This is a genomic window from Achromobacter spanius, assembly GCF_003994415.1.
Classification (GTDB): Bacteria; Pseudomonadota; Gammaproteobacteria; order Burkholderiales; family Burkholderiaceae_B; genus Achromobacter; species Achromobacter spanius_C.
This window is the reverse complement of the sequence record NZ_CP034689.1, coordinates 1,467,248-1,486,457: the sequence shown is the minus strand read 5'-3', so window position 1 is coordinate 1,486,457 and position 19,210 is coordinate 1,467,248. Positions and strand designations below refer to the sequence as shown.

14 protein-coding genes are annotated in these 19,210 nt (G+C 64.7%); 4 read left to right on the top strand and 10 right to left on the bottom strand.

The genetic code is table 11. The features are described from left to right. Positions 1-26: 26 nt before the first annotated feature. The 7 genes from ELS24_RS06695 to ELS24_RS06665 all read right to left on the bottom strand — a co-directional run bounded on the left by ELS24_RS06695 (position 27) and on the right by ELS24_RS06665 (position 10,508). A complete protein-coding gene (locus ELS24_RS06695; RefSeq protein ID WP_127183714.1) occupies positions 27-923 on the bottom strand; it encodes a LysR family transcriptional regulator in 897 nt (298 codons plus the stop codon). A 198-nt stretch (positions 924-1,121) separates the two neighbouring features. After that, entirely contained in the window at positions 1,122-1,778 is a 657-nt protein-coding gene (locus ELS24_RS06690) for a helix-turn-helix transcriptional regulator (protein WP_127183713.1), read from the bottom strand. Between the two features lie 29 nt (positions 1,779-1,807). Next, positions 1,808-3,259: an efflux transporter outer membrane subunit gene (locus tag ELS24_RS06685; RefSeq protein WP_127183712.1), complete on the bottom strand. Its 1,452-nt coding sequence runs from the start codon at positions 3,257-3,259 to the stop codon at positions 1,808-1,810. A gap of 10 nt (positions 3,260-3,269) precedes the next feature. Next, positions 3,270-6,371: a MexW/MexI family multidrug efflux RND transporter permease subunit gene (locus ELS24_RS06680; protein ID WP_127183711.1), complete on the bottom strand. Its 3,102-nt coding sequence runs from the start codon at positions 6,369-6,371 to the stop codon at positions 3,270-3,272. A 16-nt stretch (positions 6,372-6,387) separates the two neighbouring features. Next, entirely contained in the window at positions 6,388-7,503 is a 1,116-nt protein-coding gene (locus ELS24_RS06675; RefSeq protein ID WP_050448532.1) for an efflux RND transporter periplasmic adaptor subunit, read from the bottom strand. A gap of 194 nt (positions 7,504-7,697) precedes the next feature. Beyond that, complete coding sequence (locus ELS24_RS06670) at positions 7,698-9,668, bottom strand: BCCT family transporter (protein ID WP_050448531.1); 1,971 nt, start codon at positions 9,666-9,668, stop codon at positions 7,698-7,700. 153 nt (positions 9,669-9,821) lie between these two features. Next, a complete protein-coding gene (locus ELS24_RS06665; RefSeq protein WP_240669464.1) occupies positions 9,822-10,508 on the bottom strand; it encodes a TetR/AcrR family transcriptional regulator in 687 nt (228 codons plus the stop codon). 168 nt (positions 10,509-10,676) lie between these two features. Between ELS24_RS06665 and ELS24_RS06660 the strand changes: the two genes are divergently transcribed. From ELS24_RS06660 to ELS24_RS06650, 3 genes are all read left to right on the top strand, one after another. After that, positions 10,677-11,828 (top strand): efflux RND transporter periplasmic adaptor subunit, encoded by a 1,152-nt coding sequence (locus ELS24_RS06660; protein ID WP_428839697.1) that lies wholly within the window; start codon positions 10,677-10,679, stop codon positions 11,826-11,828. Beyond that, positions 11,825-15,001 carry an efflux RND transporter permease subunit gene (locus ELS24_RS06655; RefSeq protein WP_050448528.1) on the top strand — a complete coding sequence of 1,059 codons (3,177 nt, stop codon included), beginning with the start codon at positions 11,825-11,827 and terminating at the stop codon, positions 14,999-15,001. Before ELS24_RS06660 ends, ELS24_RS06655 begins: the two co-directional genes overlap by 4 nt. A 98-nt stretch (positions 15,002-15,099) precedes the next feature. Continuing rightward, on the top strand, positions 15,100-16,536 hold the full coding sequence (locus tag ELS24_RS06650) for an efflux transporter outer membrane subunit (RefSeq protein WP_127186265.1): 1,437 nt from the start codon (positions 15,100-15,102) through the stop codon (positions 16,534-16,536). Positions 16,537-16,635: 99 nt separating this feature from the next. On the opposite strand, the gene ELS24_RS06645 is transcribed toward ELS24_RS06650, so the two are convergent. The 3 genes from ELS24_RS06645 to ELS24_RS06635 all read right to left on the bottom strand — a co-directional run bounded on the left by ELS24_RS06645 (position 16,636) and on the right by ELS24_RS06635 (position 18,290). Then, the gene (locus ELS24_RS06645) at positions 16,636-17,553 is read right to left on the bottom strand and encodes a DUF808 domain-containing protein (RefSeq protein ID WP_127183710.1); all 918 of its coding nucleotides are present in this window, start codon (positions 17,551-17,553) and stop codon (positions 16,636-16,638) included. Positions 17,554-17,774: 221 nt separating this feature from the next. Continuing rightward, positions 17,775-18,032, bottom strand: coding sequence for a hypothetical protein (locus ELS24_RS06640; protein ID WP_083447485.1), 258 nt, complete (start codon positions 18,030-18,032; stop codon positions 17,775-17,777). Positions 18,033-18,086: 54 nt separating this feature from the next. Beyond that, complete coding sequence (locus tag ELS24_RS06635) at positions 18,087-18,290, bottom strand: cold-shock protein (protein WP_050448526.1); 204 nt, start codon at positions 18,288-18,290, stop codon at positions 18,087-18,089. A 464-nt stretch (positions 18,291-18,754) separates the two neighbouring features. On the opposite strand from ELS24_RS06635, the gene ELS24_RS06630 reads away from it, so the two are divergent. Next, entirely contained in the window at positions 18,755-19,192 is a 438-nt protein-coding gene (locus ELS24_RS06630; RefSeq protein WP_050448525.1) for a hypothetical protein, read from the top strand. Positions 19,193-19,210: the final 18 nt, after the last annotated feature.

The window sequence follows — 19,210 nt, the reverse complement described above, 5'->3', positions numbered from 1 at the left end:
CCTGCCGCGCAAGCTGGGCGGCAGGGTCAGGGCAAGCGGCAAGGCGCGGAAAAGTCCACGGCCGCCGCCACCGATTCACGCAGACGGGCGACCAGTGGGCGGGCATCATCGCGACGCTGCTGGAACGCATAGGGCAAGGCGGCGGGTTCGGGGTCGCCTTGCAGCAGGCGCAGGCTGCCTTCGGCTTGCAGCGCGCGGGCCCAGTGCTCCGGTATCAACCCAACGCCCGTGCCCTCGATCAGCAGGCCGACGATGGCGCCCCAGTTGTTGCAGCAGAGGCGTTCGCCCACCGCCTCGCGCCCCGCCAGCCAATCGTCAATGATGCGGGTCGTGCCCGCACCCGCCGGCAGCATCACCAACGGCAAGCGGGCCAGCAAGGCCGGGGTCATGCGGGTTTCACCGTCCAGCACGGCGGGCGCCGCGGCCCACGCAAAGCGGGCCTCGCCAATCGGCGTGGAAGAGATATTCGCACGCGAGGATCTGCCCGCGATGACAGCAAAATCCAGTTCACCGTCGGCCACCCGCTGTTCCAGCACCTGGCCGATGTCCACATACGGCTCCAGAACCAGGTCGGGATACGCCGCGCGCACCACACCGATCAGCCGTGGCAGCCAGGTCAACGCGGTCAGTTCGCCCACGCCGAAGCGACAGCGGCCACGCAAGCCCGGCGTTTCAGCCATGGACGCGCGCACCTGGTCCGCCGCCGCCAACAACTCACGCGCCTGCGGCACCAGTCGCTGCCCGGCGTCGGTCAGCACGGCCTTGTGCCCGCTGCGATCAAACAGCGACTGGCCCAGCGCCTCCTCAAGTTCGGTGATGCGCTTGGACAGCGACGACACCGACAGGTGCAGGCGCTCAGCCGCCACAGCAAAGCTGGCACAGGTAGCCGCCCAGTAAAACGCTTCAAGTTGCTTGAGAGTCATACGCAAACGTCAAATAGGATGTACGACGCCGCATGGATCGGGAACCGACACGAAACCTGTTCGGGGACATGGGTAACGCCCGTTCGGACACATGGGTAACGCTTGTTCAGCGGCATGGGCAACGCCTAAGCCCGCGTAGGATGGGTGAAGCGCGCCCCGCCCGACACAAATACCCTACTGCCCATCGCGCGCAACCCATCAATCAGCCCCCACCCGATACGCACACCGCCGCGCCCCGCTAAGAATATGCTCTTCGCGCTCTACCCTCACCCCCGCCCCCAACACCTTGCGGAACAGGTCCAGCTCGCTCCGGCAAAACCCCATACAGGCTTTGGCCGCCGAACATATGGGACAGTGGTTTTCGATAAACAAAAAGCCGTCACCGTCAGCACGCAATTCCGCCATATAACCTTCGGCTGACCTCACCTGCACCAGGCGTTCCAAGCGGGCCTGCAAATCCGTTGCCCCCGCCATCGCCTTGCGATAGCCGTCCAGCATGGCGCCCTCGCGCGCCTGGATCAGCTTTTCCACCCCCTCGTCGCCAAACACCTGACGCACCGCGCCGATCATCTGCACGGTCATTTCAGCATGCGTGTCGGGAAAGCGGGCATGACCGGCCTCGGTCAAAAACCAGATCTGGGTGGGCCGGCCGCGCCCGGCGCTGTGGCTTTCGGAATCGACCAACCCGTCGGCATGCAGGCGCGTCATCTGCTGGCGCACGGCCTCGCCGGTCACGTCCATGGCCTTCGCGATGACCGCGGTGGACTGCGGGCCGCGCGTCTTCAAGATCATCAGCACGCGATCCGCCGGCTGATGCGGCATCCAGGTGACGGGGTGGGACGGACTGTCAGACATGACGATATCGATACTCCGGGCAAGGGTTCCTATGGTGCCATGATCTCAGCCGATTCCGCTTGGCCTGGCGCCTGCCAGCCTCCGCCCACGGCCTTATACAGCGCAACCAGGCGGGTATAGGACTCGGTTTCGGCCACCGCCACGGCGTCCTGGGCGCGCAAAAGCGTACGCTGCGCGTCCAGCACCGTCAAATACGGCGCGCTGCCCTCGCGATAGCGCAGTTGCGCAAGCTCGGCCGCGCGGCTGCTATAGGCCGCCGCCTGCGCCAGGTTGCCCAGGCGCTGCTGTGTCTGGCCGAATTCAGTCAGTGCCGACTCCAGTTCTTCCACCGCCCGCAGCACCGTCTGCTCGTAGCGCGCCACCACGCCTGCCGACCGCGCAACCGCCGCGCGCTTGCGGGCCAGCGCGGTAGGCAGATGCAGGGCAGGCCAGCTCAGACCCGACGTCACATTGAACGCCCGGCTTGAGGCAGACCCGAAGTCGGCCCCGCGCAACGCGACAAAGCCCAGGAAGCCGCCCAGATCGATGCGCGGATAAAGCTCGGCGGTGGCCACGCCCACGTCCGCGTTGGCGGCCGCCATGTTGCGCTCGGCCGCGGCCACGTCTGGCCGTCGCGACAGCAATGCCGCCACGTCGCCAATCGGCAGGCGGGTAGCCAAGGGCGCCAGCGGCTTGCCCGCGTCCAGATCAGCCAGCTCCACCGGCCGCAGCCCCGCCAGCACCGCCAGCCGGTAGCGCGCCAACCGCTGGGCCGTCACCTGCAGCGGTACGCTGGCTTGCACGGTTTCCAGTTCGGCGCGCGCGCTGGCCAGGTCGCCTTCGTCACCACGGCCCGCCGCAACCAAAGCCTGCGTCACGCGGAGGCTGTCGCGCTGGCTGTCCAGATTTGCCTGCGCCACGGCCAGGCGCTGCTCGGCGCCACGCAGTTCGAAATAATTGCGGGCGACTTCCGCCGCCACCACGATGCGCGTCTGGGCCAGGTCCGCCGCTTGCCCTTCGCTGCGCGCCGCCGCGCCTTGCGCCGCGTGTTGCAGCCGGCCAAACAGGTCCAGCTCCCAGGTGGCGTCAAAGCCCGCCCGGTAGCTTTGGGCCAGATTGCGCTGGCCGGCCGTGCCGGCATTGGCTTGCGACAGGCTGCGTTCGTAGCCACCGTTCAGTGTTACGGCGGGCAAGCGGTCCAGTTCCTTTTCATCCAGCACCGCGCGGGATTCCGCCAGACGGGCCTGGGCGATGCGGATGTCGTGGTTGCGGCTCAACGCCAGATCCACCAGCCGGTCCAACTGGGGGTCTTGCAATTGCTTCCACCAGTCTCGTTGCAGTTGCGCGGCCGAAAACAGCGCTTGTTCGGGGCTGGCCAGCACCACGGGCGCCGCTTGTGGCGCCTGGTAGTCAGGGCCAACAGCGCAGCCCGCCAGCGCCAACGTGGCCAGCAAACCGGCCGCCATGCGGCGCAGGCGATAGGGGCTAAGAATATGAGTCATGCTTGCATCCTTAATGCGTGGTCGCCGGGCGGGCGTCTTCCGCCTGCGCCGCCAACAATTCGCGGGCGCGCGGCGTGTCGTTGGCGGCCCGGTGGTCGCGCGCGAACACCGTGTATACGGTGGGCAGCACAAACAGTGTGAACAGCGTGCCCACCAACAGCCCCACCACGATCACCAGGCCCAGGCTATAGCGGCTGTGCGCGCCGGCCCCCGTGGCGAACAGCAGGGGGATCAGCCCCATCACCATCGCGGCCGTCGTCATCAAGATGGGACGCAGCCGGATGCGGGCGGCCTGCTCCATCGCCGCGCGCCGGTCCAGCCCGTGGCTGAGCTGCATTTCGTTGGCGAACTCCACCATCAGGATGCCGTGCTTGCTGATCAAGCCGATCAACGTCACCAGGCCGATCTGCGTATAGATGTTGATGGTGGCCATGCCCAGCGCCAGCGGAATCAGCGCGCCGCAAATCGACATGGGCACGCTGACCAGAATGATGAACGGGTCGCGCAAGCTTTCGTACTGCGCGGCCAGCACCAGATAGATGACGATGATGGCGAAGAGGAAGGTGATCATCAGTGCCGAGCCTTCCTGGCTGAACTGGCGCGCATCCGACTGCCAGTCATAGCTGAAGCCGGCGGGCAGGCGCTGCGCTTGTGCCGACAGGAACTTCACCGCGTCGCCCATGGTGACGCCGGGCATCGGTATGGCCTGGAAGGTGGCGGCATTCAGCTGGTTGAACTGGGTCAGCGAATTGGGTTCCACGCCCATGGACACCGACACCAGGTTGGACAGCGGCACCTGCGCGCCGCTGGCGCTCTTGACGTGGAATTGCGCCAAGGCTTCAGGCGACACGCGGTGTTCGCGCTGGCTTTGCGGAATGACGTCATACGAACGCCCGTCCATGCCGAAGCGGTTGACGTAGTTTTCGCCCACCAGCACCGCCAGCGTGTCGCCGATGGCTTTCATGGTGACGCCCAGGCTGTTGGCCTTGGCGCGGTCCACCTTCAACTGCACCACCGGGTTGTTGTAGTCCAGGTCGCTATCCACCACCATGAACAGGCCGCTTTCGCGCGCGGCTTTCTTCAAGCCTTCCATGGCCTCGTAGACCACCGGGTAGTCGGCCGCGCTCATCAGCACCATCTGCACCGGCAGGCCGCCGGTGGATCCCGGCAACGACGGCAACTGGAACGCAAAGATGTTGCTGCCTTCCACCTGATTGGCCAATGACTGCATGTGCGCCTGGATCTCGTCGGCGCTGCGCTTGCGGTCTTGCCAGTCCACGAAGTCGACCCCGCCGATGCTGTTGGACACGCCATCCGATCCGTTGATCAGCCAGCGCCCCTTCTGCTCGGGCACGGTCCTCATGACGTCGTCCCACTTCTTGCCGAACTTCTCCACGTAATCGATATTGGCTTGCTGCGGCGACTTGATCGCGGTCAGCACGGTGGACTGGTCTTCCACCGGCGCCAGTTCGCGCTGCGCGGCGTTGTACAGGAACGGCAGACTGATCAGCACCGCCACCGCGATCAGCCCCGTCACCCAGCGGTGCCGCAGCGACACGTCCAGCACACTGCCATAGGCGTTGCCCAGGCGGCCAAAGAAATGCTCGGCGCGGCGCGCCATCCAGCCATCGGATACACGGCTGTTCAGCAGAAACGAACTCATGACGGGCGACAGCGTCAGCGCAATGACGCCCGACACCACCACCGCACCCGCCAGCGTAAAGGCGAATTCCTTGAAGAGCGACCCGGTCAGCCCGCCCATCAGGCCGATGGGCGCATACACCGCGGCCAGCGTGATGGTCATGGCGATGACCGGCCCCGCCACTTCACGCGCGCCGATCAACGCCGCCCGCACGGGCGATTTGCCCTCTTCGATATGCCGATGCACGTTCTCCACGACCACGATGGCGTCATCCACCACCAGGCCGATGGCCAGCACCATCGCCAACAACGTCAACAGGTTCACGCTGAAACCGAACAGCGCCATGATGGCCGCCCCGCCCAGCATGGACAGCGGAATCGTGACGACGGGAATCAGCACCGCGCGCAACGAACCCAGGCACAGGAAGATCACCACCACCACGATGGCAATCGCTTCCAACAGGGTCTGCATCACGCCGTCGATGGACGCGCTGATGAAGCGCGCCAGCTCGAAGGGCACCTGCACGCTGGTGCCCGGCGGCAGGTTCTGTTTGATGTTGGGCAGCAGCTCCTGCAAGCGCTTGACGATAACCAGCGGGTTGCCGACCGGCGTGGCGTTCAGGCCGAAGTAGACGGCCGGTTCGCCGTCCATCAGGCCGCTGGAATCGGTGGACGCCGCCCCCAGTTCCACCGTGGCCACATCGCCCAGCCGCACCAATGCGTCGCCGTCGCGCTTGACGACCAGGTCGCGGAATTCCGCCACATTCACCAGGTCGGTGTTGACCTGGATGTTGGACACCACATACAGCCCCTTGGCCTGGCCCGGCGCCGCCTGCACGTTGTTGTCCCGCAGCGCCTCTGCCAGTTCGCCCGCCGAAATGCCGCGAGCCGCCATGCGGTTCGGGTCCAGCCATACGCGCATGGCCAGCTTTTGGCCGCCGTAGAGTTCCACGCTGGCCACGCCGTCAATCGACGACAACTGCGGCTGCACCACGCGCGACAGATAATCGGTCAGCGCCGCCAACGACAGCGTGGTGCTGGAAAAGCCCACATAGGCCACGGCGGTCGCCTCGCCCGCGGACTTGACCAGCACCGGGTCGTAGACGTCTTGCGGCAGCCGGTATTTGACCTCGTTGACCTTGGCCATGACCTCGGTCATGGCCTTGTTGGAATCGGCGTTCAGCTTCATCCGCACCGTGATGACGCTGCGGCCCTGAGTGGACGACGACGACAGGTAGTCGATGCCTTCCACCGTGGCCACGGATTGCGCAATGGGTTGCGTGACAAAGCCCTGCATCAGCTCGGGCGATGCGCCCGGGTATTGCGTGGTGATGGTGATAGTGGTGCTTTCGGTCAACGGATACTGCCGCACCGGCAGACCGCTTAGCGCCTTGATGCCCAGCAGCAGGATCAGGGTGCTGACCACCAGGGCCAGCACCGGCCGGCGCACGAAGAGATCGGTGAAAGTCATGTTTGCCTCCGCCGCGTCAATCAGCTTGCGCCACGGATGGCGCCACGGTATCGGAGGAAATGACTTCAACCGCCGCGCCGTTATGCAGGCGCAGTTGGCCGGACGTCACCACCTGGTCACCCGCTTCCAGCCCGTCGGTCACGACCACCCGGCCGCGCACGCGCTCGGCGGTCTTGACGTAGGCTTGCCGCACGGTGGTGGCGGCGCCTTCCTGGCCGGTCTTGGAGGGCGCCAGCACGAACACGGAATCGCCATAGGCGCTGTAGCTGACGGCGGTTTCGGGCACGGTGATCACGTTGGGGCGGTCGGGCAGGCCGATGCGGCCATGCGCAAACATGCCGGCCGCCAGCGCTCCGTCGGCATTGGCCAACGTGGCCTGCACCCGCACCGTGCGCGATCCCGCGTCCACTTGCGGCTCTACCGTCGTCACCTGGCCGGCGAATTCACGTCCGACATGGGCGTCCACCGTCACCAAAACCGGCTGCCCGGTACGCACCACGCCCAACGCCTGTTCGGGCAAGGTGATGTTGGCGTACACGGTAGAGGCGTCCGTCAGCGATACCAGCGCGTCGCCCGCCCGGGTGAATTGACCCAGGTTGACGCGGCGCACCCCCAGCACGCCGTCGAACGGCGCCTTGACGCGCTTTTGCTCGATCAGCGCCTGCACCCGCTTGATGTCGGCGGCAGCCTGGTCGTAGTCCGCCTGCGCCTGCTCCAACTGTTCTCGCGTGGCTGCCTGTTGCGGCAACAGGCGCCGCGTGCGTTCCAGCAAGGCGCGGGCATTGCGGGCCTGGGCTTGCAGGCGCGCCAGTTCGCCTTGCTCGGGCGCATCGTTCATCTGCACCAGCAATTGGCCGGCCTTGACCTGCTGGCCCGCCGTGAAAAGAATCTGCGTGACGCGGCCGTCCACTTCCGCCGGCACCTGCACCTGGCGTGTGGCCTCCAATGACCCGATTCCGCTCAAGCCCATGGGAAATGCCGCCTGCACTGCGGGCGCCACGGCCACCTTGGCGGGCGCCATCGCCCATACGTCCTGCTGCGAAGCCTGGCCGTACTTCCACGCCAGCCCGCCCGCCACTGCCAACACCAGCACGATGGCGCTTGCCGCCCATGCCCCGGATTTCGCCTTCATGATTCTCTCTTTTATTTATCCAAGAATAAGCTTGGATAATCCATGATTTGGCGTGCTTCGTCAAAGTGGCTGATGCAATGCAGGGGATAGCGGCACGCTATCGGCAATAAAAAAACCGCCAGGCGTAGCTGGCGGTTTTAGGGCTTTGGCGCCCGTCAGGGCGCTGGGGGCCACGGTCGATACGCGGCCGAAGGTCAGGTTCGAACCATATGCAGGTAATGCCGATGCCGTTCGTACTGGTCCAGGATGTCGCCGATGACCGCGTCGCGGCTCCAGCCCATGATGTCGTAGTCCTGCCCGCCTTCGCGCAAATGCACCTCGGCGCGGAAGTACTTGCGTTCTTCCTCGTCGGCGGCCTCATCCGGCGTCAGGCTGGGGCGCACGAAGGCCTCGGGTTGCACGGCATACGAAAAGTCCAGATGCTCGCCGTGGGAAACCTCAAGCACGGCGCTGCCATCGTTTTCGTTTTCGCGCACTTCCACCGCGTAGCCCTGCTTGCGCAGTTCGTCAGCCACGTCTTCCAAGGCAGGCCGCACCACGTCGCTGATGAAGCGCTGCACATGCGAACGGCGCGGCATCATCACCATGTTGCGCAGCCGGCGTTCCCACGACTGCCCGCCGCGCGCGGGCCGCGACAAGGTCAAGGACTGGTAGCGGATGCCGCGCTTGGTGGCGTCCAGCTTCAGCGCCTTGAACAAGCCCCACAGGGACAGCAGCAAGATGACCGAGAACGGCAGCGCGCTGGCGATCGTGGCGGTCTGCAAGGCCTTCAGGCCATCGGCCAGCAACAGGGCGATAGCCACCGCGCCCATCAGCAGCGACCAGAAGATGCGTTGCCATACCGGCGTACGGTCTGATCCGCCCGATGCCAGCAGGTCCACCACCAGCGCCCCCGAGTCAGCCGAGGTCACGAAGAAAACCGCCACCATCGCAATGGCAATGATCGACAGCAGCCCGCTCCAGGGCAGTTGCTCAAGAAAGGCGAACAAGGCCAATGACGAGTCGGCGTCCACCACTTCCGCAAAGCCCTGCACCTTGTCCACCAGAATCATGTGGATGGCCGTGTCGCCAAACACCGTCATCCAGAACAGCGTGAAGCCAGCGGGCACCAGCAGCACGCCGGTGACGAATTCGCGGATGGTGCGCCCGCGCGAGATACGCGCAATGAACATGCCCACGAAGGGCGACCACGCAATCCACCAGCCCCAATAGAACAGCGTCCAACCGCCGATCCAGTCGGTGGGCTCGTAGGCGTACAGGTTGAAGGTCTTGTTGACGATGTCGGACAGATACGCGCCCGTGTTCTGGACGAAGGTCTGGAGCAGAAACACGGTAGGCCCCACCACCAGTACGAACAGCAGCAGCACCGCGGCCAGCACCAGATTGGTTTCGGACAGGATGCGGATGCCCTTGTCCAGCCCGCTGGCCACCGATATCGTCGCCAACCCGCAGGTGATGATGATCAGGATGATCTGCGTCGTCACCCCTACCGGCACGCCGAACAGGTGATTCAGCCCGCTGTTGATCTGCGCCACGCCCAGCCCCAGCGAGGTCGCCACGCCCAACACCGTGCCAAGAATGGCGAAGATGTCGACCGCGTGCCCGATCGGCCCGTGAATGCGGTTGCCGATCAGCGGATACAAGGCCGAGCGCAGCGTCAGCGGCAAACCATGCCGATAGCTGAAGAAGGCCAGCACCAGCGCCACCACGGCATAGATGGCCCAGGCATGCAGGCCCCAGTGGAAGAAGGTGATCTTCATGGCCTCGCGCGCGGCGATGGCGGTGCCGCCTTCGCCCACGGGCGGCGACATGAAGTGCATCACCGGTTCGGCCACGCCGAAGAACATCAGGCCGATACCCATGCCCGCGGAAAACAGCATCGCGAACCAGGTGAAATTACGGTAGTCGGGTTCGCTGTGATCAGGCCCCAGCTTGATGTCGCCATACCGGCTGACCGCCAGGAACACCACGGCCAGCAAGATGATTGCAACGACCAGGATGTAGAACCAACTGGCATTGCCCATGATCCAGCCTTGCACCGCATCGAACAAGGTCTGCGCCTGCTTGGGTGCCAGGATCGCGAACCCGACCAGCAGCAGCGTGAAAACGGCCGCCGGAACAAACACAGGGCGGTTAATGGTGGATGGTCGGGTTTCTGAAGTCATGCAGCCGCTCCTTTCGCCCGAGGGTTGAAATATCCAGCGCGCAACCCCCTCAGTCCGACTGCACGCCGCCGGTATTACTATCACGGCCAGCGGGAAGATGACAATCTTAAAAAATGGAGCACCGCGCAATCAAGGCGGCGCATCAGCCGATTTTCAGCGCCCTGATCGGCTGTCCGCTGACTGGCTGTCCGGGTGATCCGCCTGCCCGTCCGCCGCCCGCTCGGGCATGGCGTCGCCAAACACCACGCGGCGGAAAAAGCCCGCCAACACGGCCTCGGTCATTTCCAGGCTGACCCCTTGCGGGTCGAAGGCATAGCTGAATTGCATGCCGTCCGACAGCGCCAGCAAGCCCACCGCCAACTGTTCGGCGGGCAGCGGCAGCGGCGTGCCGACATGGGCGGAAAACTGGCGCACGTACTCAGTGGTGGCCGCGCGCAATTCCCGCAGGCAATCGGTGAAACCCACGCGAAAGTCCGGGTCGCGCGCCGCTTGCAGCTTGCCTTCCATCCAGAGCAGAAAGCAATCGTTTTCGCGGTGATGCGTGCTGTAGTACTCCAGCACGCGCGCTTCCATTTGCGAACGCGATTCGCCTTCTTCGAAGATGGTGCGCATGTCGGCCATCACTTTTTCGTGATCGCGCCTGAGCAGTTGCAGGAAAAGTTCGGACTTGCTGCCGAAATTGGAATAGAAGGCCCCGCGCGTGTAACCCGCCAGTTCGGCGATGTCTTCGACGCTGGCAGCCACAAAACCCTTGCTGAGAAAAACCGATTGCGCAGCGTCAAGCAGACGCTGACGCGTCTGGTCTCGACTCTGTTCACGGGTGAGGCGGACTTTTGACATGGCGGAAGTTTAGCACTGGGGATCACGCCAAATACATTCTTGTATCTGAATACATAACCGCATTAGAATTCAGGCCGTATTGGAATTGACTCCCCTATTTGTTCTCTTCGCGCCGCGAGGTGTTTCGTGAATTTCCCTGGTTCCCGCCTGCCTTCGCCGGTGCGCGCTCTGGCCGCCGACGCGGCGTCTGCCCCCGTCTTTGCACTTCGCTGGGCCCGGACTCGCCATCTGGCACTAGCGGCCGCGCTGGCATCGACCCTAGCCCTATCGGCCTGCGACCGCAAGGAAGCCGCCGCCCCGGCCCCGCGCCCCGTCGTCGCCATGCCGGCCCAAGCCGACGAACGCCTGCCTGCGTGGACCTTGCCGGGCGAGGTCCAGGCACGTTACAGCACGCCGCTGTCATTCCGCGTGGGCGGCAAGATCATTGAACGCAAGGTCAGGTTGGGCGACAGCGTCGTACCCGGGCAGATCGTGGCCAAGCTGGACCCCGCCGACGCCGCCAAGAACGCCGCGGCCGCCAAGGCCCAGTTGTCGGCCGCACAGCATCAGTTGACGTATGCCCGCCAGCAATTGGAGCGCGACCGCGCCCAGGCACGCGAAAATCTCATCGCGACGAATCAGTTGGAACAGACACGCAATGCCTACGCCGCCGCCTTGGCGCAACGCGACCAAGCCGCGCAACAGGCCGCGCTGTCGGCCGATCAGCTTGAATACACCACGCTGAAAACCGACCAGGCGGGTGTCATCACCGCCGAACAGGCCGACACGGGCCAGAACGTCGCCGCGGGAACCCCGGTTTACCAACTGGCCTGGGCGGGCGACATCGACGCCATCTGCGACGTGCCGGAAGGCGTGTTGGCCAGCCTGGCGCTGGGGCAACGCGCCAGTGTCACCTTGGGGCCCCTGCCCGGCCAGACTTTCTCTGCCGTCCTGCGCGAGATCGCGCCCGCCGCCGACCCGCAAAGCCGCACCTACCGCGTCAAGCTCACGCTGGAATCGCCGTCGCCGGACGTGCGGTTGGGCATGACCGCCAACATCAGCTTTGACAACCCCGGCGCGACGCGCCAGGCGAGCTACACCGTGCCCGCCACGGCGTTGTTCCATGACGGCAAGGAACCCGCCGTATGGGTCGTGAAACCGCAAGAAGACACGCTGGAACTGCGCCGCGTGCAAGTGCTGCGCTACGACGCGCGCACGGTCACGCTGTCAGGCGGCGTGCAAGCGGGCGAGCGTGTCGTCTGGCAAGGCGTGCACACCGTCACGGCCGGTGAAAAAGTTCGACCCGTGGCGCCCTTGCACCCCGAGGACTTTGCATCATGAGCGCCAACGCCGAAGACGCTGGCCACGAGCCCGGCCACGGACACAACGAAGGCAAATTCAACCTGTCGGCCTGGGCGCTGCGCCACCAGCCCCTGGTGATTTTTCTGATTACGCTGGTCACGCTGTTCGGCGTGCTGTCGTATTCCAGGCTGGCCCAGTCCGAAGACCCGCCCTTCACTTTCCGCGTGATGGTCATCAAGACCCTGTGGCCCGGCGCCACCGCACAGCAGGTGCAGGAACAAGTCACCGACCGCATCGGCAAGAAGCTGCAGGAAACCGCCAACACGGACTTCCTGCGCAGTTATTCGCGCCCTGGTGAATCGCTGATCTTCTACACCATGAAAGACTCGGCGCCCGCCAACACGGTGGCCGACCAGTGGTACCAGATCCGCAAGAAAGTGGGCGACATCCAGGCCACGCTGCCGCAAGGTGTGCAAGGCCCGTTCTTCAACGACGAATTCGGCGACGTCTACACCAACATCTATACGCTGCACGGCGACGGCTTCACGCCCGCGCAACTGCACGACTACGCCGACAGCCTGCGCACCGTGCTGCTGCGGGTGCCGGGAGTGGCCAAGGTCGACTACTTTGCCGACCCGGCCGAACACATCTACATCGAAATCTCCAACACACAGCTAAGCCGGCTGGGCGTGTCGCCACAGCAGATTGCGCAAGCCATCAACACGCAGAACGCGGTAGCGGGCGCCGGCACCTTTACCACCGCCGACGATCGCATCTTCGTGCGGCCCACCGGGCAGTACGGCAATAGTCGCGCGCTGGCGGACACGCTGATCCGGGTGAACGACAAGTCGATCCGGCTGGGCGACATTGCGACCATCCACCGGGGTTACGACGACCCGCCCATCGACCAGATGCGCTTCAAGGGCGCCCCCGTGCTGGGCATCGGCATCACCATGCAGCCTGGCCAGGACGTGGTGCGCCTGGGCGAATCGCTGGACACGACGTTTGAAAAGTTGAAGGCGCAACTGCCCGCCGGCCTGACGCTGACTGAAGTGTCCAGCATGCCGGACGCCGTGTCGGATTCGGTAGATGAGTTCTTGCGATCGGTGGCCGAGGCCGTAGCCATCGTGCTGCTCGTCAGCCTGGTGTCGCTGGGCGTGCGCACTGGCATGGTGGTGGTGATTTCGATACCGGTGGTGCTGGCCATCACGGCGCTGTTCATGGACATGTTCGGCATCGGCCTGCACAAGGTGTCGCTGGGCACGCTGGTGCTGGCGCTGGGCCTGCTGGTGGACGACGCCATCATCGCCGTGGAAATGATGGCAGTGAAGCTGGAACAAGGCTGGAGCCGCGCGCGCGCCGCCGCCTTTGCCTACACGAGCACCGCTTTTCCCATGCTGACCGGTACGCTGGTTACCGTGGCGGGCTTTCTGCCGATTGCGCTGGCCAAGTCCAGCACCGGCGAATACACGCGCTCGATCTTCCAGGTATCGGCCATTGCACTGATCACGTCGTGGTTTGCCGCCGTGGTGCTGATTCCGCTGCTGGGCTACCGGCTGCTGCCCGAACGCAAACGCGAAGCCCATCTACCGCACGACCACGAACACGACATCTACAACACCCGTTTCTACCAGCGCTTGCGCGGCTGGGTGGCATGGTGCGTGGACCGCCGCTTCTGGGTGCTGGCGGGCACGGTGGTGATTTTCGTCATTGCGATGGCGGGCTTCAAGTTCGTGCCGCAACAGTTCTTTCCCAGCTCGGACCGCACCGAACTGCTGGTGGACGTGCGCCTGCAGGAAGGCGCGTCATTCGCGGCCACGCTGCGCCAGGTCGAGCGTCTGGAGAAAGCGCTGGAAGGCCGCCCCGAGATAGACCATGCGGTCAGCTTCGTGGGCACCGGCGCGCCGCGCTTCTACCTGCCGCTGGACCAGCAACTGGCCACGCCGAACTTCGGCCAACTGGTCATTACCGCGCATTCCGTGGAAGACCGCGAAAAGCTCGCCAGTTGGCTGCAACCGATGTTGCGCGAGCAATTCCCCGCCATCCGCACCCGCTTGTCCCGGCTGGAAAACGGACCGCCCGTGGGCTACCCCGTGCAGTTCCGCGTCAGTGGCGACAAGATTCCGGAAGTGCGCGCGGTGGCGGAAAAAGTGGCTGCGCAAGTCCGCGCCGACAGCCGCTCGGTCAACGTACAGTTCGACTGGGACGAACCCTCGGAACGTTCCGTGCGTTTCGAGATCGACCAGCAGAAGGCGCGCGAACTGGGCATCAGCACCAACGACATCTCGGACTTTCTGGCGATGACGCTGTCGGGCTATACCGTGACGCAGTACCGCGAACGCGACAAGCTCATCAACGTCAGCCTGCGCGCGCCGCGCGATGAACGCGTGGACCCCGCGCGCCTGGCCACGCTGTCCATGCCCACACCCAACGGCCCCGTGCCGCTGGGCAGCCTGGGTCAGGTGCATTACGACCTGGAATACGGCGTGATCTGGGAACGCGACCGCCAGCCCACCATCACCGTGCAGGCCGACGTGGCCAGCGGCGCAGAGGGCATCGACGTCACCCATGCCATCAACAAGAAGCTGGACGCCATCCGCGCCGACCTGCCGGTGGGCTACCGAATCGAGGTTGGCGGGCCGGTCGAGGAAAGCGCCAAGGGCCAATCCTCCATCAATGCGCAGATGCCGTTGATGGCGGTGGCCGTGCTGACGCTGCTGATGGTGCAATTGCAAAGCTTCTCTCGCGTGCTGATGGTGGTGCTGACCGCGCCCCTGGGCCTGATCGGCGTGGTGGCGGCGCTGCTGCTGTTTGGCAAGCCGTTCGGCTTCGTGGCCATGCTGGGCGTGATTGCCATGTTCGGCATCATCATGCGCAACTCGGTGATTCTGGTTGACCAGATCGAACAAGACATCCTGAACGGCCACAAGCGCGTGGATGCGATTGTGGGCGCCACGGCGCGGCGCTTCCGCCCGATTGTGTTGACGGCCGCCGCCGCCGTGCTGGCGCTGATTCCGCTCTTGCGCAGCAACTTCTTCGGCCCCATGGCCACCGCATTGATGGGCGGCATCACCAGCGCCACGGTGCTGACGCTGTTCTTCCTGCCCGCGCTGTATGCGGCGTGGTTCCGCGTGCGTCACGACGAACGCGACGAACCCGAAGGCGTGCCACCCGGCGCCAACGCCGCCGACACGCTGGAACGAGGAGCCTGAGGATGAAGATCCACCCGATCCACGCCATCTATTCGACCCATGCGAGCCATTCCTCCCGCCTTGGCGCGCCGCCGCTGGCCCGGCCCTTGGTTTTGCCCATGGTTTTGCCCTTGCTACTGGCCTTGAGCGCCTGCGCTTTCGCGCCGGACAGCAAGCCGCCCGCCGTGGCCTCGCCTGCCCAGTACGGCGTGGAACCGACGCCCGCCCAGGGCGCTGCCGCACAAGGCGTGGCGCAGCGTTTTGAGCAAGGCGCGCGGCCCGTGCCCGAATGGTGGAAGCGCTATGGTTCCGATGCGTTGAACGCCCTGGTGCAGGAAGGCCTGGCCAACAGCCCCAACCTGGCGGCAGCCGAACGCAACCTGGCCGGCGCGCGCGAACAGTTGCGCGCGCAGGTGAATTCGTCACTGCTGCCGTCGGTGGACGCAGGCGCCAGCGCCACGCGCAACCGCGCGCTGACCATGCCCGACCTGCCCCAACCCACCGCGCTTTACAACGTCTTCACCGGCCAGGTTCAGGCCAGCTATGACCTGGACCTGTTCGGCGCGGCGCGCTTTGCCAATGCCTCGTTGGCGGCGCAAGTCGAGCAGCAGGCCTTCCAGCTGGAATCCGCGCGGCGCGCGCTGGCCGGCAATATCGTCACCGGCGCCATCAGGTCGGCATCACTGGCCGAACGGGTCGCGCTGACCGAAAAGCAGGTGGTGTTGCTGCGCCAGGTGGCGCGCGATACGCAGCGCCGCTATGAACTGGGGTCGGCCTCGCAGAACGACGCGCTGGATGCCGACCAGGATGCCGCCACGTTGGAGGCCTCGCTGCCCGGCCTGCGCGCGCAATGGCAAGCCACGCGCCATGCGCTGGCGGTGCTGCTGGGCCGCAGCCCCGATCAGGCGCCGGACGACCTGGCGTTCAGCACGCTGGCGGTGCCGGCACAGGTGCCGGTGGTCGTGCCCTCGGAATTGTTGGCCTCGCGCCCTGACATCCTGGTGGCCGACGCGGTGGTGCAAGCCGCTGCCGCCGACGTAGGCGTGGCCACCGCGCAGTTGTTCCCCAGCCTGTCGCTGTCCGCTTCGATGGGCAAGGGCGGCTTCAGTTGGCCAGCGGCGCTGTCGGGCGCCGGTTCCATCTGGGCCATCGGCGCGTCGCTCACGCAACCCATCTTCCATGGCGGCGCCTTGCTGGCCGAGCGCCGCGCGGCCAAGGAACGTTACGAGGCGTCGGTGCTGCAATACAAGCAAACCGTGCTGACCGCATTCCAGGACGTGGCCGATACCTTGGCGCGGCTGGACGCCGACGGGCAGGCGCTGGCGTCAGCCGAGGCCTCGCGCCGCGCGGCCGAGCAGTCCTACCGCAACACGGCAAGCCGCGTACGCTTGGGCGCGCTGGCGCCATACACCGAGTTCGCGGCGGAAGAACACTATGTGGCGGCACGGCTGCGTGAATTGGAATACGCGAATGCCCGGCTGACGGAAACGGCCGCGCTGTTCCAGGCCATGGGTTCTCCGGCGCGTGCACCGGAAGTGGCGGCGCAAGCGCCCTGACAGCGCGGGTTGCTGTGATCAGCGCGGCTTGACCGCACAGGCCCCAACGCTTGAGGCGCGGGGGCTTGGCTCTTTGTCTTGTTAGAACTGCACTCGGCTTCAGCTTTTCTTGAACAGCCGCTTGACGACGCTGACCACGCCCAGCACCACCGCGCCGGCCACAATGCCGAACAGGGCGTTGAGAACGGTGGCCGTCAACGCCTGCACTACACCCCCGCCGCCCACCGCGGCCGCGGCGTGTTCGACGGCCGCGTGCACCGGCGCAATGCCGTGCGTGAGGATGGCGCCGCCCACCATGAACATCGCGGCGGTGCCAACCACCGACAAGGTCTTCATCAGATAGGGCGCGGCGCCCACGATGCCCCGGCCCAGCCACGCCACCGCCTGCGTGCGCTTCTGGCTCAGGTGCAAACCCAGATCGTCCAGCTTGACGATGCCGGCCACCAGGCCGTACACGCCGACCGTCATCGCAATGGCGATGATGGACAGCACCGCCACCTGGCGCGTGAAATCCGCGCCCGCCACCGCCCCGAGGCTAATGACGATGATTTCGGCCGACAGGATGAAGTCGGTCCGAATGGCGCCCTTGATCTTGTTGCGTTCAAACGCAACCATGTCGACCGCTGTGTCCTGCAGGGCTTGCGCACGCGCCGCGTGGTTGCCCTCGTCAGACTCGCCATGCGGCAGGAATTTGTGCGCCAGTTTCTCTACGCCTTCGTAGCAGAGGAACGCCCCGCCCAGCATCAGCAACGGCGTCACCGCCCAGGGCGCGAACGCGCTGATCAGCAGCGCCGACGGCACCAGGATCAGCTTGTTGATGAACGAGCCTTTGGCCACTGCCCACACCACGGGCAGTTCCCGGTTTACCGGTACCCCGCTCACCTGCTGCGCGTTCAACGCCAGGTCATCGCCCAGCACGCCGGCCGTCTTCTTGGCCGCAACTTTGGTCATGACGGAAACGTCATCCAGAATGGTCGCGATGTCATCGAACAATGCAAAGAAACTGCTGCCGGCCATCAAGCATCTCCCGAGCCCATGAAGGTGCTCAGAGTTTACAGGCGGCGGCGCGTTTTCTTGTCATCCGTGGACCGATGCGCTATCCCGCGTGGCCCACCACCGCGGCATGCCAGTGCACGGCAAATGCACCGAATCCATCGCACGCACAGCACGCGCCAACAAAAAGGCCGCCCAAATGGGCGGCCCTGACTGGCCGGTACGCAGCGCGATGCCGCGGCATATCAAGACGGCCTGGCATGTGAATCAACCACAAGCCGGCCATGATTGATCGCGGCATCTACTGCCATGCCCGGGCTGGAGACAAATCCGCCTGATTCGAACAGCGGCACGGCATGATGCTCGTTAAGTTTGTCTTGATCGGCCGCCAGCTCAACCGCTACCGTTGCGGTGAACGCGGGCCGGCCGCTGCCCCCGACTGCTATCCGGGAAACATTGGCGGTAAGCCGATAGCCCTTGTAAACCATATTGTTGTGCAACATAAAAGCCCCTTCAGTATTTAAAGGCCAAACGCTAAAGGCCCAACGGGCCTTTATTCACAGAGCGCGAATTTGCGTGGCGTGAGGCCCTTTTGCGCCTTGAGCAGTGACGTAGCTGACGCGTTGGTTTTCCATCAGCACTTTATGCCCTTCGCTAACGATTTCCGAGAAATGCGCGAATAAATCCTTGCCGCCGTCCTCGGGCATGATGAAGCCAAATCCTTTCGCATCGTTAAACCATTTGACGATTCCGGTTTCCATAATCTCATTCCTTTTTAAATGCAGGCGTTGCCCGCGAAGATGAGCCTATCAAGGAAAGGACAGCGAACAATGAAGCGCCCCAGGGGGAGCAAGACCGGACGAAAATCACGATGCTCGAAAAGCTTCTTGTCCACTATGGGTGCAGGGGTGGGTAATGTCAATCGGCGTTTCCAATTACCACGCAAGCATCAGTTACGCGAAAAATAAACGCTTATTAATGAAATCATTGCGTAATAAGGGTCTGGGAAGATCCCTTGGCATTGCCTATTGAGTAACGAAGCCTGGATAAGCGTATACCCGAACGATAAAGCGCGTATGCTGGCGCAATGGTGCTTGAACGCGCGTCACCTCGCCGTATCGCCATACAGGAGTATGGCCATGCACCACCACCGCAAGCGCTACGCGCGCGCCCGCCCCAGCACACAACGGTCTTTCCTCGCACACACGCGGATCTCGGTTCCAGCGTGAGCGCGATCCGAAGGTCAATCGCCAAATTCGCCAACGCCTGCGTCAAGTTGCTGCCTTCAGCGCCGCGCCCTGCCCAGGGAGGCGAGCCCAGGCGGGAGCCAAAGCGCAACCACGCCGCCATCGCTTCGCCATGGCGTATTTACCGTATCTATGCGCGGCCCGGGCATTTGCTGATGCGCAATGAGCAAGGTCGCATCCTGGACCTGGGCGTCATGAAGGGCGAAGAACCCAACCTTACGTACCGGCTCTTTGCCCGCGATCTGCAAGGCAAGGGCTTTGCTACCCGCACGCTGCTGCTGGAAGACATCGCGCGCCGCATCGAAGCGGGCGAAGTCAGCAAAGAACTGCTGAACCTGCCCGAATGGGATCAGCCCCTGGGCGCGGATCTGGATCGCGGCACGCATACGGATGTGTCGATGAAGCTGGGCCGCTAGGCGTCCCCGGCAAGAAGC

Coding starts and splice junctions, on each gene's coding strand:
- ELS24_RS06635 (WP_050448526.1), bottom strand. CDS start 18,290: ATGGAAACCGGAATCGTCAAATGGTTTAACGATGCGAAAGGATTTGGC.
- ELS24_RS06640 (WP_083447485.1), bottom strand. CDS start 18,032: ATGTTGCACAACAATATGGTTTACAAGGGCTATCGGCTTACCGCCAAT.
- ELS24_RS06665 (WP_240669464.1), bottom strand. CDS start 10,508: ATGTCAAAAGTCCGCCTCACCCGTGAACAGAGTCGAGACCAGACGCGT.
- ELS24_RS06645 (WP_127183710.1), bottom strand. CDS start 17,553: ATGGCCGGCAGCAGTTTCTTTGCATTGTTCGATGACATCGCGACCATT.
- ELS24_RS06650 (WP_127186265.1), top strand. CDS start 15,100: ATGGTTTTGCCCTTGCTACTGGCCTTGAGCGCCTGCGCTTTCGCGCCG.
- ELS24_RS06675 (WP_050448532.1), bottom strand. CDS start 7,503: ATGAAGGCGAAATCCGGGGCATGGGCGGCAAGCGCCATCGTGCTGGTG.
- ELS24_RS06655 (WP_050448528.1), top strand. CDS start 11,825: ATGAGCGCCAACGCCGAAGACGCTGGCCACGAGCCCGGCCACGGACAC.
- ELS24_RS06670 (WP_050448531.1), bottom strand. CDS start 9,668: ATGACTTCAGAAACCCGACCATCCACCATTAACCGCCCTGTGTTTGTT.
- ELS24_RS06695 (WP_127183714.1), bottom strand. CDS start 923: ATGACTCTCAAGCAACTTGAAGCGTTTTACTGGGCGGCTACCTGTGCC.
- ELS24_RS06690 (WP_127183713.1), bottom strand. CDS start 1,778: ATGTCTGACAGTCCGTCCCACCCCGTCACCTGGATGCCGCATCAGCCG.
- ELS24_RS06680 (WP_127183711.1), bottom strand. CDS start 6,371: ATGACTTTCACCGATCTCTTCGTGCGCCGGCCGGTGCTGGCCCTGGTG.
- ELS24_RS06685 (WP_127183712.1), bottom strand. CDS start 3,259: ATGACTCATATTCTTAGCCCCTATCGCCTGCGCCGCATGGCGGCCGGT.